This window comes from Amycolatopsis sp. NBC_00355 (assembly GCF_036104975.1).
In the GTDB taxonomy this organism is placed as follows: Bacteria; Actinomycetota; Actinomycetes; order Mycobacteriales; family Pseudonocardiaceae; genus Amycolatopsis.
The window spans coordinates 5,624,616-5,639,430 of record NZ_CP107982.1; the positions used below are offsets into that span (position 1 = coordinate 5,624,616).

General features: G+C 72.3%; 17 protein-coding genes. 9 read left to right on the forward strand and 8 right to left on the reverse strand.

The window, feature by feature from the left end; translation table 11 throughout:
* Positions 1 to 48: 48 nt before the first annotated feature.
* The 3 genes from OHS18_RS25040 (at position 49) to mscL (ending at position 1,657) form a co-directional block, all read left to right on the forward strand.
* A complete protein-coding gene (locus tag OHS18_RS25040; protein WP_328612600.1) occupies positions 49 to 378 on the forward strand; it encodes an FmdB family zinc ribbon protein in 330 nt (109 codons plus the stop codon).
* Between the two features lie 130 nt (positions 379 to 508).
* On the forward strand, positions 509 to 1,159 hold the full coding sequence (locus OHS18_RS25045; protein WP_328612601.1) for an SAF domain-containing protein: 651 nt from the start codon (positions 509 to 511) through the stop codon (positions 1,157 to 1,159).
* Positions 1,160 to 1,243: 84 nt separating this feature from the next.
* On the forward strand, positions 1,244 to 1,657 hold the full coding sequence (mscL, locus tag OHS18_RS25050) for a large-conductance mechanosensitive channel protein MscL (protein WP_328448638.1): 414 nt from the start codon (positions 1,244 to 1,246) through the stop codon (positions 1,655 to 1,657).
* 4 nt (positions 1,658 to 1,661) lie between these two features.
* Here mscL and OHS18_RS25055 read toward each other — a convergent pair whose 3' ends face one another.
* Both OHS18_RS25055 and OHS18_RS25060 read right to left on the reverse strand, forming a co-directional pair.
* Complete coding sequence (locus tag OHS18_RS25055; protein ID WP_328448636.1) at positions 1,662 to 1,835, reverse strand: hypothetical protein; 174 nt, start codon at positions 1,833 to 1,835, stop codon at positions 1,662 to 1,664.
* A 290-nt stretch (positions 1,836 to 2,125) separates the two neighbouring features.
* On the reverse strand, positions 2,126 to 2,626 hold the full coding sequence (locus OHS18_RS25060) for a MogA/MoaB family molybdenum cofactor biosynthesis protein (protein ID WP_328448634.1): 501 nt from the start codon (positions 2,624 to 2,626) through the stop codon (positions 2,126 to 2,128).
* Between the two features lie 122 nt (positions 2,627 to 2,748).
* Between OHS18_RS25060 and OHS18_RS25065 the strand changes: the two genes are divergently transcribed.
* The gene (locus tag OHS18_RS25065; protein ID WP_328612602.1) at positions 2,749 to 3,810 is read left to right on the forward strand and encodes an NAD-dependent epimerase/dehydratase family protein; all 1,062 of its coding nucleotides are present in this window, start codon (positions 2,749 to 2,751) and stop codon (positions 3,808 to 3,810) included.
* Positions 3,811 to 4,184: 374 nt separating this feature from the next.
* Here OHS18_RS25065 and OHS18_RS25070 read toward each other — a convergent pair whose 3' ends face one another.
* The 3 genes from OHS18_RS25070 to OHS18_RS25080 are packed head-to-tail and all read right to left on the reverse strand — an operon-like array spanning position 4,185 to position 7,367.
* Positions 4,185 to 5,234 (reverse strand): sensor histidine kinase, encoded by a 1,050-nt coding sequence (locus OHS18_RS25070; RefSeq protein ID WP_328448630.1) that lies wholly within the window; start codon positions 5,232 to 5,234, stop codon positions 4,185 to 4,187.
* Positions 5,231 to 5,935 (reverse strand): response regulator transcription factor, encoded by a 705-nt coding sequence (locus tag OHS18_RS25075; RefSeq protein ID WP_328448628.1) that lies wholly within the window; start codon positions 5,933 to 5,935, stop codon positions 5,231 to 5,233. Before OHS18_RS25075 ends, OHS18_RS25070 begins: the two co-directional genes overlap by 4 nt.
* 4 nt (positions 5,936 to 5,939) lie before the next feature.
* On the reverse strand, positions 5,940 to 7,367 hold the full coding sequence (locus OHS18_RS25080; protein ID WP_328612603.1) for a hypothetical protein: 1,428 nt from the start codon (positions 7,365 to 7,367) through the stop codon (positions 5,940 to 5,942).
* Positions 7,368 to 7,537: 170 nt separating this feature from the next.
* On the opposite strand from OHS18_RS25080, the gene OHS18_RS25085 reads away from it, so the two are divergent.
* From OHS18_RS25085 to OHS18_RS25105, 5 genes are all read left to right on the forward strand, one after another.
* Positions 7,538 to 8,182 (forward strand): glycosyltransferase family 2 protein, encoded by a 645-nt coding sequence (locus OHS18_RS25085; protein ID WP_328459192.1) that lies wholly within the window; start codon positions 7,538 to 7,540, stop codon positions 8,180 to 8,182.
* A complete protein-coding gene (locus tag OHS18_RS25090) occupies positions 8,179 to 8,859 on the forward strand; it encodes a TIGR04282 family arsenosugar biosynthesis glycosyltransferase (protein WP_328448624.1) in 681 nt (226 codons plus the stop codon). The genes OHS18_RS25085 and OHS18_RS25090 overlap by 4 nt, the downstream gene beginning before the upstream one ends.
* On the forward strand, positions 8,859 to 9,491 hold the full coding sequence (locus OHS18_RS25095; protein ID WP_328612604.1) for a methyltransferase domain-containing protein: 633 nt from the start codon (positions 8,859 to 8,861) through the stop codon (positions 9,489 to 9,491). Before OHS18_RS25090 ends, OHS18_RS25095 begins: the two co-directional genes overlap by 1 nt.
* 71 nt (positions 9,492 to 9,562) lie before the next feature.
* Complete coding sequence (locus OHS18_RS25100) at positions 9,563 to 10,687, forward strand: molybdopterin-dependent oxidoreductase (RefSeq protein ID WP_328618574.1); 1,125 nt, start codon at positions 9,563 to 9,565, stop codon at positions 10,685 to 10,687.
* Between the two features lie 53 nt (positions 10,688 to 10,740).
* On the forward strand, positions 10,741 to 11,118 hold the full coding sequence (locus tag OHS18_RS25105; RefSeq protein WP_328612605.1) for a hypothetical protein: 378 nt from the start codon (positions 10,741 to 10,743) through the stop codon (positions 11,116 to 11,118).
* A 214-nt stretch (positions 11,119 to 11,332) separates the two neighbouring features.
* Here OHS18_RS25105 and OHS18_RS25110 read toward each other — a convergent pair whose 3' ends face one another.
* From OHS18_RS25110 to OHS18_RS25120, 3 genes are all read right to left on the reverse strand, one after another.
* Positions 11,333 to 12,835 carry a S1C family serine protease gene (locus OHS18_RS25110; RefSeq protein ID WP_328612606.1) on the reverse strand — a complete coding sequence of 501 codons (1,503 nt, stop codon included), beginning with the start codon at positions 12,833 to 12,835 and terminating at the stop codon, positions 11,333 to 11,335.
* 72 nt (positions 12,836 to 12,907) lie between these two features.
* Positions 12,908 to 13,990, reverse strand: a complete 1,083-nt coding sequence (gene galT / locus OHS18_RS25115; protein WP_328612607.1) for a galactose-1-phosphate uridylyltransferase — start codon at positions 13,988 to 13,990, stop codon at positions 12,908 to 12,910.
* On the reverse strand, positions 13,987 to 14,787 hold the full coding sequence (locus OHS18_RS25120) for a DeoR/GlpR family DNA-binding transcription regulator (protein ID WP_328448615.1): 801 nt from the start codon (positions 14,785 to 14,787) through the stop codon (positions 13,987 to 13,989). Before OHS18_RS25120 ends, galT begins: the two co-directional genes overlap by 4 nt.
* Positions 14,788 to 14,815: the final 28 nt, after the last annotated feature.

Sequence of the window (14,815 nt, forward strand, 5' to 3'; positions counted from 1 at the left end):
AATCTAGTTGGCACTCTTGTCGGATGAGTGCCAGCAAAGGAGCCCTCAGTGCCTACGTACCAGTACGCCTGCAAAGAATGCGACCACCGGTTCGAAGCCGTGCAGTCGTTCTCGGACCCCAGCCTGACGGTCTGCCCGCAGTGCTCCGGGCCGCTTCGCAAGGTCTTCAGCTCGGTCGGCGTCGTCTTCAAGGGCAGCGGTTTCTACCGCACCGACTCGCGTGACGCGGCCAAGTCGAGCACCACCTCGACGCCGGCGAAGAGCGAGGGCAAGTCCGAGTCGAAGCCGGAGACCAAGACGGAGTCGAAGCCCAAGTCCGACTCGGGCTCGGCATCTTCCTCCTCGGGTACGACGAAAACCGCCACCGCGGCTTCCTGAGCCCGGAGTTATCCACAACACCCCAGTTGTCCACAGGGTGCGGACGAGGCCCTTCCGGCGGCCCGTCCGCTGCTCCTAACGTCGATCTTGTGCGGCACGTGGCCGCACTCGATCCGATCGAGGGGGACCTGTGGACGTCTTGGCGAAGCTCCGCTCACCCGATCTCACCCGGCTGCAGGGCCGGCGGACAAGGTTGCTCCGCCGCTGGCTCGCCGCCGGTCTGCTGCTGACCGGGCTGCTGCTCGTGGCCCATCCAGGCTCCGCGCGTGGCGCGCCGACGATCCCGACCGTCGTCGCGGCGCGCGATCTCCCGTCCGGCACCATGCTCCGTGCCGCCGATGTCCGCTTGGCCGATTTCCCTGGTGAGGCGCGCCCGTCCGGCGCGCTGAGCACCCTCGACGTCGCCGCCGGGCGGCTGCTGGCGGGCGCCGTCCGCGCCGGGGAACCCTTGACCGACGTCCGGCTGGCGAGCACCATCCCCGCACCGGGTGATCCCGCGACGGCGACCGTCCCGGTCCGGCTGGCCGACTCGGCGGTGGCCGAACTGCTGCGGCCCGGGCAGCGCGTCGACGTCGTGGCCGCGCCGGAGCCGGGAACGTCCGCGTCCGTGCTGGCCGGCGGGGCGACCGTGGTGACGATCTCATCGCCGGACGCGGCCTCGGCGCGTCCGCTGGCCGGGCCGGCCAAGGGACCGCTTGTGCTGCTCCGGCTCCCGGAAGCGATCGCGACGAGGGTGGCGGCGATTTCACTGGACCGTCCGGTAACGGTTACTCTCCGCTAGCCCGCGCCCGCCGAGACGGGCGACGGCATCCCCCGGCAGGCTTCGGGGCGGTGGAGCAACCGTCCCCGTTCGTGAGGAGAACAAGTGCTCAAGGGTTTCAAGGACTTCCTGATGCGCGGCAACGTCGTCGACCTCGCCGTAGCGGTGGTCATCGGCTCGGCGTTCACGGCCATCGTCACGGCGTTCACCACCGGCCTCATCAAGCCCCTGATCAGCACGATCGGCGGCACGGACGCCGCGCAGGGCCTCGGCTACCAGATCTTCGACAACAACAAAGCCACGTTCCTGGACATCGGCAGCGTGATCAACGCGGCGATCAACTTCGTGCTGGTCGCGGCGGTGGTCTACTTCGTGATCGTGCTGCCGGTGAAGCACGTGCAGGAGCGGCGCAAGCGCGGCCAGGAGCCGGGCCCCTCGGAGCCGACCGACGTCGAGCTGCTCATCGAGATCCGCGACCTGCTGCGGGCCCAGGCCCAGCGCGACGGCGGCCGCGACTGACGGCTCAGCGATCGTGGTGCGGTGGCCGGTTCTCCCGGTACCAGTCGTCCGGGAGACCGGTGCGCCGGTCCGGGTCGCGCTCGTCGGAGGTGGTCTCGGGCAGCACGTCCCCGAAGATCTCGTCGACCCGCCGGCGCTGCTCGCTGCTGGCCTGGGGGTTCCGCTGTTCGCCCGGCATGACCCCAGTGTCCCACGACGCGTTCTTTGACAACTCCAGAGCGAAGCTCAGCCCGCGCCGAGGCGCTGGACTCAGCCGCGGCGTTCTCGTCCCGGTGCGTGATCCGGCCGGTCCCCGGAATCGGCCGGATCACGAGCGAACGGGCGCGAAGCCAAGCCCAACCGGGTTCCGACGGCAGGTGCATCGCCCGAAAACGAGCCTGCGCACCCGCAGGTCCGCCGATGTGGAAGTCAACGATCCCTCGGGCCAGGAGGCGACGGTACCGACGCCACCCCGGCCGCGCGGGAGGGTTACACCTCTTCGAGGCCCGAAAGCTCGTCGATCACGTGCGGCACCAGCGAGGTCAGGGTCGCCATCCCGTCCCGCACCGCGGAGCGCGAGCCGGCGAGGTTGACCACCAGCGTGCTGCCCGAGACGCCCGCGAGCCCCCGCGAGATCCCGGCGTCGACGGCGCCGGCCGCCAGGCCGGACGCGCGGATCGCCTCGCTGATGCCCGGGATGGGCCGGTCGAGCACCCCGGCGGTGGCGTCGGGGGTGTTGTCTCGCGGCAGCACCCCGGTGCCGCCGACGGTGATCACCAGGTCGGCGCCGCCGATCACGGCCGTGTTGAGCGCATTGCGGATACCCACGGCCCCGGCCTCGACGACAACCACGCCGTCGACGATGAAGCCCGCTTCTTCGAGCAGCTCGGTCACCAGCGGTCCCGTGGCGTCCTCGTGCTCGCCGTGCGCCACGCGATCGTCCACGATGACCACGAGGGCCCGGCCCAGCCGTTGTGCACTCCGTTCCATGCGCCCACCGTAGTCGGTTTCGGTCACCCGGCGGCGGGTGGTGCCCGGCGAGTTCTGACGATTCCGTGACGTGCCCGCGCTTGTCGCGACGGCGCCCCTCGCGGGCACCTAGCGTGTCCGTCATGCGCGTACTGGTCACCGGCGGAGCCGGGTTCATCGGGTCTCACATCGCCGATCTGCTGGCCGATGCGGGCGACGACGTCGTGGTGCTCGACAACCTGCTCCCCACGGCCCACGGCTCCCGCACACCACCGGCGTACACCGGCAGGCACCGGTTCCTGCGCGGCGACGTGACGGACACCGAGATCGTCGCCGAGCTGCTGGCCGGCGTCGACGCGGTGTGCCACCAGGCGGCCGTCGTCGGGCACGGGATCGACCCCTCGGACGCGCCGTCGTACGCCCTGCACAACGACTACGGCACGGCCGTGCTGCTGGCCGGGATGCACGCGGCCGGCGTGGCGAAGCTGGTGCTGGCGTCGTCGATGGTCGTCTACGGCGAAGGCCGGTACTCGTGCCCGGACCACGGCGTCGTCCCGCCGTCGCCGCGCCGGGCGTCCGATGTGGACGCGGGCCGGTTCGAGCCGCGCTGCCCGGTCTGCGGCGCCGAACTGGCCTGGCAGCTGGTGCCCGAGGACGCGCCGCTGAACCCCCGCAGCACCTACGCGGCGACGAAGCTGGCGCAGGAACACCTGGCCGGCGCGTGGGCCCGGCAGACCGGCGGCAGCGTCTGGGCGATGCGCTACCACAACGTCTACGGGCCGCGGATGCCCCAGAACACCCCGTACGCCGGCGTCGCGTCGCTGTTCCGCTCGGCGCTGGTCCGCGGTGAGGCACCGCTGGTCCTCGAAGACGGCCGACAGCAGCGCGACTTCGTGCACGTCCACGACGTCGCGCGGGCGAATGTGCTCGCCCTGCGCACCGACGGCCCGGCGGGCGACATCACCCCGGTCAACGTCTGCTCCGGCACCCCGCACACGGTCGGCGAGCTGGCCGGGGAGCTGGCGCGGGCGTGCGACGGCCCGGCACCGCGGGTCGTCGGCGGGGCCCGGGCCGCGGACGTCCGGCACGTCGTCGCCGACCCCGCGCGGGCCCGGGAGCTGCTCGGGTTCACCGCGGAGGTCGGGTTCGCCACCGGCATCGACGGCTTCGCGACGGCGGAACTGCGGGACCCGGTTTCGGTCTGACGGCAACGGTCCGTCGACCTTGTTCAATTCATGCAGCGGATCACCGTGGGCGACTACACGATCGAAGCGCACCGGCACCCCGTCCCGCTGACCCGGCATCACCGCGCGGCACGGGCCGGGCCACTACGTCCTCGACGTCGAGGCGGACGGCGAGCGACTGATCCTGCTCGGCGACGTCATCCACACGCCGGTGCAGCTGCGTGACGACCGGGTCCATCGCCGACCACGACCCGGAGGAGGTGGCCCGCACCCCGGCGGTGATCGCCCCGGCCCACTTCCCCGGACACGGCCAAGAACGCGCAGAAGGTGACCAGCCGCGGCACCCGGGAACGCGGATCAGGCGGAAGTCCCACCGATGTGGGTGTCACCCATCTCTACGACATCGCCAGCGGCAGGCGGACTTCGAAGCGGCAGCCCGGGCCGTGGTTGTGCACGCCGATCTTCCCGCGGTGCGCTTCGACCAGGCCCTTGGCGATGGCCAGTCCGAGCCCGCCGCCGGTGGTCGTCCCGCTGCGCTCGGGCGTGCGGGCCTGCGTCCCGCGGAAGGCGACGTCGAAGACGCGGCCGATCTCGTCGTCGGGGATGCCGCCGCAGGAGTCGTCGACGGCGAGCAGGGCCTCGTCGCCGTCGACGCCGATCTGCACCGCGACCGTCCCGTCCGGCGGGGTGTGGCGGATCGCGTTGGACACCAGGTTCCGCACGATCCGGGCCAGTTCCGGGTCGCTGCCGGTGACGATCGGCCAGGACTCGGCGTTGGCGAGTACGCGCACCCGCTTCCGCTCGGCGACCGGGCTCTGGGCCGCGACGGCGTCGCTGACGACGTCCCGCAGCGGCACCGCCGACATCGTGAGCTCGAGCGCGCCCGCGGTGATCCGCGAGAGCTCGAACAGGTCGCCGACCATCCCGGACAGCCGGGTGGTCTCGCCACTGATCCGCTGGGCGTAGTCGGCGACCTCGTCGCGTTCGGAGACGACGCCGTCGGCGAGGGCCTCCGCCATCGCCTGGATGCCGGCCAGCGGGCTGCGCAGGTCGTGGCTGATCCAGGCGACCAGTTCGCGCCGCGATGCCTCGGCCGCGCGTTCGCGGTTCCGCGCCTCCCGCTCCCACACGCTGCGGCGGGCGATGGCGCGGCCGAGGATGATCGCGGCGGGCACGGTGATCACCCCGACGAGCAGGCAGACCAGCAGCATCGTGGTCAGCGCCGGGGTGAACATGAACCCGCTGACGCCCAGCACGCCGACGAGCGTCGAGAGCACCGGGATCAGCACCAGCACGGTCAGCGTGGTGGCCAGGGAACCGCGGCGCAGCACGTAGAGCACCACGCCGCCCAGCACGGCCACGGGCAGGGCGAACAGCAGCGCCAGCGGCAGGATGTGCCACAGGTGCGCCAGGATCTCGCCGAAGGACTCGCCAGGCTCGATCACGGTTGCTCCCGGTCGTAGCGGTAGCCGACGCCCCAGACGGTCGCGACCCGGGTCGGCTTGGCCGGTTCGCGCTCGATCTTCTCGCGCAACCGTCGCACGTGGACGGTCACAGTGGACTGATCGCCGAAGTCCCAGCCCCAGACCTTCTCCAGCAGGTCCGCCCGCGAGTAGGCGACGCCGGGGTGGCCGAGGAAGAAGGCCAGCAGATCGAACTCCCGGGTGGTGAGCGGGAGCTCACGGCCGCCGAGGGTCGCGGTGCGGGCGGTCATCTGCAGCCGCAGGTCGCCGTCGACGAGTTCCGCGGCCGCCGGTGTCGGCCGGGGCATCCGCGCACGGCGCAGCACGGACGCCACGCGCAGGGCGAGTTCCTTGGGGCTGAAGGGTTTTGTCACGTAGTCGTCGGCGCCGAGCTGGAGCCCGGCGATCCGGTTCTCCTCCTCGCCGAGCGCGGTGAGCATGACGATCGGCACCTGGCTGACCTGGCGCAGCCGCTTGCACACCTCGAGGCCGTTGATCCCCGGCATCATCACGTCGAGGACGACCAGGTCGGGCTCGTGGGTGGCGAACTTCGCCAGCCCCTCGGCACCGTCGCCGGCCATGTCGACGGTGAACCCGGCCACCTCGAGGTAGCGGCGCACGACGTCGCGCACGGTCTCGTCGTCGTCGACCACGAGCACACGGCCCGCCTGATCGCCTGTCATGTCTTCACCAGCCCGTCAGCAGCAGATGGTTGACCGCCAGCGCCGTCACGGCCTGCGCGGCCAGCCACCACCGGCGCCCCGGCCGTGGCAGCAGAGCCGTCATCGGCAGCAGCCACGCCCCGAACGGTAGCCAGATCCGTTCGGTCTCCGCTTTCGACAGGCCCGAAACGTCCGCGAAGATGATCGCGAGCAGGGCGGCGATGCCGAGGAGGAGCACCGGGTCGGCCCACACCGCGCGGCGGGGGCGGAGCAGGAACGCCTCGGTCAGGCCACGCCGGAGGGCGGCCACGACCGCGGGGCCGAGAGCCACCGCGACCGCGGCCAGGTCCGCCCACACCCAGTAGGAGTACGGCCGGACCAGGGCGACTCCCTGGTAGTAGCGCTCGACGACCAGGTGGTAGCCGTCGAGCCACCAGAAACCCGCCCACGCGAAGAGGGCGACGACAGCCAGCGCCGCCACTACCGCCAGTGCCGCCGCCCGCCACTGCCGTCCGAGCACGGCCACGGCCAGCGCGACCACGCCCAGCAGCACCAGGCCGTACGACAGGAAGATGCCGAAGCCCAGCAGCCCACCCGCGGCCAACCCGGCGGGGACGGCGTACCGGCGGCCGTGGGCGAACCCGTTCGCGGACAGGGCCAGCAACGCCAGGCCGGTGGCCGTCACCCCGGCGAACAGGCCGTCCGCCGACACGCCGATCCACACCGCACCGGGGGTGAGCACGGCGAAGGGCAGCACCGAGCGAGCCGCGTCCGGCCGGCCGAGCAAGGCGACCGAGGCGGGCACGGCCACCGCCACCAGGCTGCCGACGAGCACCACGGCCGTCGCCGCCCACGCGCCGCCGTGCAGGCCGAGCCGGTCCAGCCAGACGAAGACCAGCGTCGCGCCCGGCGGATGCCCGGACACGTGAGTGGTCCAGGAGTTCGGCTGGAAGTCGAGGATGCGGGAGGAGAACTCGCGCAGCATCCGCGGGATGTCGGTGATCCCGGGTACCTCGTGCAGGTACTCCTGGGGAATGGTGAGGTGCCCGGCGAACCCGCGCGCCCAGCCGTCGACCAAGGTCAGCGAAAAGATCCAGGCCAGCGACGCGAAGTAGCCGGCGACGAGGGCGCGGCGCCACGGCAGGCGAGCGGCCAGTGCCGGGCCGTGGAGCACCACCGCGGCGGCGATGAGCACCGCGAACACCGACCCGGGGCCGACGTGCGGCAGCCAGTCGGCGAACAGCGGCGGCGCGCTGACGAAGATGACCACACCGGAGTTCGGCCGGTTGTAGTAGAGGCCGATCGCGGCGGCCGCGGCGACGAGCACCGCGGCCGCCGCGACGGCGAGGAGATCGGCCCGGTGGGCGCGGCGTGCGGGCCGATCGGGTGCCGGGTCTTCGGGTTCGCGGGCAGGCGGCTCGGCGAGCCTGGCTGCCGGGTTCGGCTCGCTCATCGCCGTCCACCTTAGGGCCGCTCACCGGGTTTCACGGCCCGGCGGCGGCAGCCGTAACGAGCCGGTAAGAACTCGTCATCCGATTGGTCAACGTCATGATTTGGTAAGCGGCACAATGCTTTCCCACTGTCCACCGTAGACCTACGGTCAGCGGCGTGACTGACTTGGAAGTGGACGTGGTCCTCCCCTGTCTCGACGAGGCGGGCGCCCTGCCCGGTGTACTCGGCGGCCTGCCGCCGGGCTACCGCGCGATCGTGGTCGACAACGGTTCGGCCGACGGCTCACCCGAGGTGGCGGCCGCGCTCGGCGCGAAAGTGATCCACGAGCCGCGACGCGGGTACGGCGCGGCCGTGCACACCGGTTTGGAGGCCGCCACCGCGGACATCGTGTGCTTCGCCGACGCCGACGGCTCGCTGGATCTCGCCGACCTGCCCCGGCTGGTCGACGCGGTCGTGGCCGGCGCCGACCTGGCCGTCGGACGCCGGGTGCCGACCGGTCCCGGGGTGTGGCCGTGGCACGCGCGGGCCGGCAACATCGTGCTTTCGCTGCTGCTGCGCAGTCGCGGGCTGCCGGTCCGGGACATCGCGCCGTTGCGTGCCGCGGATCGGCGGGCGTTGCTCGGCCTCGGCGTCACGGATCGCGCGTTCGGCTATCCCCTCGAGCTGCTGATCAAGGCGCAGCGCGCCGGATGGCGGGTCGACGAATCCGACGTCCGCTACGGCGAGCGGGCCAAGGGCACGAAGTCGAAGGTGTCCGGCTCGGTGCGGGGCACGCTGCGCGCGGTCCGCGACTTCGGGCGGGTGCTGGCGCGATGACGGCCCGGTTCGTGCTGCTGGTCGTGGCCAAGGCCCCCGTGCCGGGGTTCGCCAAGACCCGGCTCTGCCCACCCGCGACCCCGGTCCAGGCGGCGGAGATCGCCGCGTCCGCTTTGCTCGACACGCTCGACGCCGTCTGCGCGGTGCCCGGCGCCGAGCCGGTGGTCGCGATGACCGGCGACCTCGGCGCGGCCACCCGGGGCGCCGAAATCGGCCTCGCGCTGCGCCGCACCACCGTGATCCCGCAGCGTGGCTGGGACTTCGGCGCCCGGCTGGCGAACGCCCACGCCGATGCCGCCGCGGTGCACGCCGGGCTCCCGATCCTGCAGATCGGCATGGACACCCCGCAGGTCACGCCGGGATCGCTGGCCGCGACGATCGCCCCGGTCCTGCGCAACAGCCGCGACTCCGTGCTCGGGCCGGCCGCGGACGGCGGCTGGTGGGCCCTCGGCCTCACCGACCCGCGGGCCGCGCAGGCGCTCGCGGGCGTCCCGATGTCCCGCGACGACACCGGCGAGCGCACGCTGCGCGCCCTCATCACGTGCGGCCTGGAGCCGTGGCAGGCCACCGAACTGTCCGATGTGGACACGATGGCCGACGCCCGCGGAGTGGCGCTCGAATGCCCCGGCAGCCGGTTCGCCGGCGCCGTCGCGGCCGTCGATCGGGCGGTCGCCTGATGACGGCGCCGGCGAGCACCGGAAGCGAGTTCGACCACGGCCTGCTCGGCCACCGCTGCTGGCTCGAACTGCCCAGCGGCGAGCGGATCGAGCTGCCGGTCGAGCGCTGGGCCCAGGCGTCCGACGGTGACGAGGTGCTGCTCGACACCTGCACCGGCCCGACCCTCGACATCGGCTGCGGCCCGGGACGGCTCACCGCCGCGCTGGCCGAACGCGGCGTCGTCGCGCTGGGCGTGGACAGCTCGCGCACCGCCGTCCGCCTGACCCGCCGGCGTGGTGGTAATGCGTTGCACCGCAACGTCTTCGACCACATTCCCGGCGAAGGCCGCTGGCAGCACGTCCTGCTGGCCGACGGCAACATCGGCATCGGCGGCGACCCCGCGGCGCTGCTGCGTCGCGTGGCCCAGCTGATCGCCGCGGACGGTGACGTCCTGGTCGAGCTGGACCCGCCCGGCGGCGGCCTGCGGCACGAGCGCGTCCGGCTGCGGCCCGGCCACGCCGACGTCGCGTGGTTCACCTGGGCCTGGGTCGGCGTGGACGCCATCGCCGAGGTCGCGAACCGGGCCGGGCTGCACGTCGACCGGACCACCCGGCACGGCCACCGCTGGTTCGCCCGGTTGGAGAAGCCGTGAAGCCGAAACGCACATCCCTCGCGGTGCGCGCTCGCGAAGCGCGAGCGCGGCTGAACGAACGCGTCGAACAACTGCCGATCCCGAAGGAAGAGCAGTTCAAGGCCGCGGCGCACAACGAGCGCGTGACGTCGAAGATCGGGTTGGCGCTCGCGGTCACCTTCACGACCTGCTTCGTGACGGGCCTGATCAGCCACTTCATCCAGCACCCGCCGGAGTGGTTCTTCTGGCCGAGCCGCCCGGTCGGGCTATACCGGGTCACGCAGGGGCTGCACGTGATCTCCGGCGTGGCGTCGATCCCCCTGCTGCTGGCGAAACTGTGGAGCGTCTACCCGAAGCTGTTCGGCCGGCCGCTGGTCCGCTCGCTGCCGCACGCTCTCGAACGGCTGTCGATCCTGGTGCTCTCGGGTTCGGCGTTCTTCGAGCTGACGACCGGCCTGCTGAACGTCGCGCAGAACTACCCGTGGGCGTTCTACTTCCCGCAGGTCCACTACGCGGTCGCGTGGCTGGCGATCGGGTCGATCCTGGTGCACGTCGCGGTCAAGCTGCCGGTCATCCGCCGCGCGCTGAGCCGGGTCAGCGGCGAGGCCGAGGAGCGTCCCGCCACCGGGCTGTCGCGGCGCGGTTTCCTCCGCACCACGGGCCTGGCGACCGGTGTCGCGGTCGTCGCCACGGCCGGCGCCACGGTTCCCTTCCTGCGCGGCGTTTCCGGCCTCGCCTGGAAGACGGGCAAGGGCACGCAGGGCCTGCCGGTGAACCGCACGGCCGTGGCCGCGGGCGTCACGCAGACCGCGCAAGCGGCGGCCTGGCGGCTCTCGGTGGTGACCCCGCGCGGCACCACGAATTTCTCGCTCGACGAGCTGCGCGCCCTGCCGCAGACGACGGCCGAACTGCCGATCGCGTGTGTCGAAGGCTGGAGCCAGTCGGCGACCTGGCGCGGGATCTCCTTGCCGACGCTGCTGAAAGCCACCGGCGCACAACCGGGCACGGCGGTGCGAGTGTCCTCTTTGGAGCGTGCCGGGCTGTACGGCGTCAGCGTGCTCCCGGGCGAGCACACCGCCGACGACCTGACGCTGCTCGCGCTGGAGCTCAACGGCGACGTCCTCGACCTCGACCACGGCTTCCCCTGCCGGATCATCGCGCCGAACCGGCCCGGGGTGCTGCAGACGAAGTGGGTCACAAAACTGGAGGCCCTGTGAAGACCGCCCGTGTGCTCCTCGCCTTAACTGGCCTCGCGGCCCTCGGGTGGGGCGTGATCCTGTTCGCCGACTACGCGCTGCCGTTGCGCCCGGACGTCTTCGGCACGGTCGGCTGGCTCGTGGGCGGCCCGATCCTCAACGACGCCGTCATCGCCCCGCTGACGGCCCTGCTGGGCGTCACCCTGGCCCGCCTCCTGCCGCCCCCGTGGAAAACCCCGGTAGTCACGGGCACAGTCCTCACCGGCGTCCTGCTGATCCTGGCGTTTCCGCTCCTCTGGCGTCCCTACGGCACGGCCCCCATGCCCGGCCTCCACGACGGCAACCCAGCCCTGGGCCTGGCCCTGACCCTGGCCACCGTCTGGCTGGCAGTGGTCCTCACGGCCCTGCGCCACCGCCTGACGCCCCACCTCAAGCGCCCCACCCGCACCTGACCAACCCTCAGTCACGCAACCCGACCTCCCGGCCACGCGTGTCGACCCTCCAGACACGCGAGAAACCAGTCCGGAGGCCCCACAAAAGCGGCCACGCGCGACCGGCGTCGAAATCCGGTCGCGCGTGGCCTTGTGGGTCCGGCCCCGAAAGTCACGGGGGTCGAGCCAAGGTTTGGTCTCGGCCGCGCCAGGGCGGCCGAGCGTCTGGAATGGATCAGTTGGGGGTGACGGGCTGCCCGCCGAGGGTCACCTCGACCGTGCGGCCACCCTGCAGGGTGAACGTGGCCTTCTCGTCCGGCGCCCGGGTGCGGATCGCGGCGACGAGCGTGTCGGACGAGTCGATGGTGCGGTCGTCGATCTTCGTCACGATGTCGCCCGACTTGAGGCCGGCCTTCTCCGCCGGGCTGCCCGCGGTGATGGCCCCGAGCTCGGCGCCGCCCTGCGGGGCGTCCTTGACCTGCGCGCCGATGTAGGTCTGCACGGCCTGGCCGGTCTTGATGATCGTGTCCGCCGTGCGGCGCGCCTGGTCGATCGGGATGGCGAAGCCGATGCCGACGTTGCCGCCCTCGGACGCGCCCTGCCCCTGCCCCTGCTGCCCGGACTGCGGGCTGTAGATCGCCGAGTTGATGCCGATGACCTGGCCGGACATGTTGGCCAGCGGACCGCCCGAGTTGCCCGGGTTGATCGCGGCGTCGGTCTGGACGGCGTCCATCACCGTGGTCTGGTCACCGGTGCTGCCGCCCGCCCGGACCGGCCGGTGCAGCGAGCTGACGATGCCCGAAGTGACCGTGCCGGCCAGCTCGAACGGCGAGCCGATGGCGACGACGGACTGGCCGACGCGCAGGTCGTCGGACCGGCCGATCTCGACCGGGGTCAGGTTGCCGACGCCGTCGACCTTGACCACCGCGATGTCCGTGGTCGGGTCGCGGCCGACGACCTTGGCCGCGGCCTTGCGGCCGTCCTGGAACACGGCCTGGATCTGCCCGCCGCCCGCGGCGACCTCGACGACGTGGTTGTTGGTCAGGATGTAGCCGTCGGTGCTGATGACGAACCCGGAGCCCTCGCCGGCCCCCTGCTGCCCGCTCACCTGCAGCTCGACGACGCTCGGCGACAGCTTCTGCGCGACGGATTCGACCGATCCGGCGGGCGCGTTGCCCGTCTGCTGGGCCGGCTTCGGCGCGTCGAGCGCGTTGCTCGACGGGCCCGACGTCCCGCCCGTGAGGTACCCGACGGCGCCGCCGGCGATGCCGCCGACCAGCAGCGCAACCAGCGCGACGCCGGCGAGCAGCTTGCCGCCGGAGCGCTTCGCCGGCGGGGCGGGAGGCGCGTTGTAGACCGACGTGCCGGGCTGCGCGTACGGGTTCGGCGGCGGGTAGACGCTCTGCTGGTGGTGCCCCTGCGGCGGTGTCTGCGCGCCCTGCGCGGACCAGGGGTTCTGCGCCCCGTAGGACGGATCGGCCCCCGTGACCGCGTGGTAGGACGGCTCGGCCGGCGCCGCGTACTGCGGCGTGCCGCCGGACGGGGACGCCGGGTCGCCGTAAGGACTGCCGGACGCGCTCTGGTCGCTGTACGGGCTGCCGGACGCGGTGGCGCTCTGCTCGCCGTACGGACTCCCGGCCCAACCGCCCGGGGCGGCCTCCTGGCCGGAGCCGGGCTGGGCGTCCGCGGAGGGCCGCGGGGTCGCGGGGTCGTGCGCGGTGGGGTCGTTCTCGGTCATGTCATCACCTTGCGGGACGGTCCTGAGAGGTTCCTGAGCCGAACCTGTGCATCGGAGATGAGTATGGCCGGGTCACCCCGCCGCGCGGAGCCGTTCCGCGATTTGCTCCGGTGTCGCGTCGTTCACCCAGACCGCCATGCCCGATTCGGACCCCGCCAGGTATTTCAGCTTGTCCTTCGCGCGCAACACGGAGAACAGCTCCAGGTGGAGCCAGCCGAGTTCTCGGTCCTGGCGCACCGGCGCCTGGTGCCACGCCGCGATGTAGGGCAACGGCCGGTCGTACAGCGCGTCACAGCGGCGCAGGACGTCCAGGTAGACGTCGGCGAAGTCGTCGCGCTCGGCGTCGGTCAGCGCGGGGATGTCCGGCACCTGCCGGTGCGGCACGATCTGCACCTGGACCGGCCAGCGGGCCGCCGGCGGCACGAACGCCGTCCAGTGCTCGCCGGACGCCACGACGCGCGCGCCGGACTTGCGTTCGGCGGCCAGGACGTCGCCGAGCACCGGGCGGCCGTGTTCGGCCTGGTAGGCGCGCGCGACGTCGAGCATGCGCGCGGTCCGGGGCGTGACGAACGGGTAGCCGTAGATCTGCCCGTGCGGGTGGGACAGCGTGACGCCGATTTCCTCACCGCGGTTCTCGAACGGGAAAACCTGTTCCACACCCGGCACTTCGGACAGTCCGGCGGTCCGGTCGGCCCAGGCGTCGACCACGGCCCGCACCTGCTTCGGGGTCAGCCCGGCGAAGGAACCGTCGTGGTTGCTGGTGAAGCAGACGACCTCGCAGCGCCCCCGCCCCGGCTTGACCGGCACCAGCCCGAGACCGTCCACAGTGGTCGGTTCGCCGATCACATCCTCGGCGAAGGACGGAAAGCGGTTCTCGAACACGACGACGTCGTAGTCGCTTTCCGGGATCTCACTGGGCTTTCCGGGCTTGCTCGGACACAGTGGACAGAGGTCGGCGGGCGGCTTGTACGTCCGCGTCTGCCGGTGTGCGGCCATCGCGACCCACTCGTGGGTCAGCGGGTCGAGCCGGATCTCCGACGCGGCCGAAACCGGCGGCAGGTCGCGGGTGTCCTCGGCGACGCGCTCGGGCGCGCCGGGCTGGTCGAAATAGATGATCTCCCGGCCATCGGCCAGGCGCCGTGACGTGCGCTTCACGCTTCTTCAGCCTCGACTGTCTCCGCCGTCTCGGCGATCATGAGTTCCCCTGCCCTTTCGGCGAGTATTTCCCTGGCGTCGTCGGGAATCCCGTCGTCGGTGACGACGACGTCGGCCTCGTCCAGGTCGGCGATCGTCGAGATGCCGACGGTGCCCCACTTGGTGTGGTCGGCGAGCACGACCAGCTTGCGCCCGGCTTCGACCAGCGCGCGGTCGGTCTCGCTCTCGGTCAGGTTCGGCGTCGTGAACCCCGGCCCGTCGGACATCCCGTGCACACCGAGGAAGACGACGTCGAGGTGCAGCGACCGCAGGCTGTGCACGGCGACCGGCCCGACCAGCGCGTCCGACGGCGTCCGCACGCCACCGGTGAGCACGACCGTGCGGTCCGGCTGCGTCGACCCGCGCAGCACGTCCGCGACCTGGATCGAGTTGGTGACGATGGTGAGCCCGGAGATCGCGTCGAGGGCCCGCGCGAGCGTCCACGTGGTGGTGCCGGCGGAGATGCCGATCGCGGTGCCCGGCCGGACCAGGTTCGCCGCGAGCGCGGCGATCGCTTCCTTCTGCGCGCGCTGACGGACGGACTTGGCCTCGAAGCCGGGTTCGTCGGTGCTCTTGCCGACGATGGACGTCGCGCCGCCGTAGACCTTCTCGACCAGCCCGCGGCCGGCCAGGACGTCCAGGTCGCGGCGGACCGTCATGTCGGACACGCCCAGCCTGGTCACGAGGTCACTGACCCGGACCGCACCGGTCCGGCGTGCCTCTTCCAGGATCACCGCCTGTCGCTGACGCGCCAGCACCGTTCACTCCGTCCCGAGTCGGCTCCCC

Coding starts and splice junctions, on each gene's coding strand:
- OHS18_RS25055 (WP_328448636.1), bottom strand. CDS start 1,835: ATGCCGGGCGAACAGCGGAACCCCCAGGCCAGCAGCGAGCAGCGCCGG.
- OHS18_RS25060 (WP_328448634.1), bottom strand. CDS start 2,626: ATGGAACGGAGTGCACAACGGCTGGGCCGGGCCCTCGTGGTCATCGTG.
- OHS18_RS25065 (WP_328612602.1), top strand. CDS start 2,749: ATGCGCGTACTGGTCACCGGCGGAGCCGGGTTCATCGGGTCTCACATC.
- OHS18_RS25075 (WP_328448628.1), bottom strand. CDS start 5,935: ATGACAGGCGATCAGGCGGGCCGTGTGCTCGTGGTCGACGACGACGAG.
- OHS18_RS25080 (WP_328612603.1), bottom strand. CDS start 7,367: ATGAGCGAGCCGAACCCGGCAGCCAGGCTCGCCGAGCCGCCTGCCCGC.
- OHS18_RS25090 (WP_328448624.1), top strand. CDS start 8,179: ATGACGGCCCGGTTCGTGCTGCTGGTCGTGGCCAAGGCCCCCGTGCCG.
- OHS18_RS25095 (WP_328612604.1), top strand. CDS start 8,859: ATGACGGCGCCGGCGAGCACCGGAAGCGAGTTCGACCACGGCCTGCTC.
- OHS18_RS25110 (WP_328612606.1), bottom strand. CDS start 12,835: ATGACCGAGAACGACCCCACCGCGCACGACCCCGCGACCCCGCGGCCC.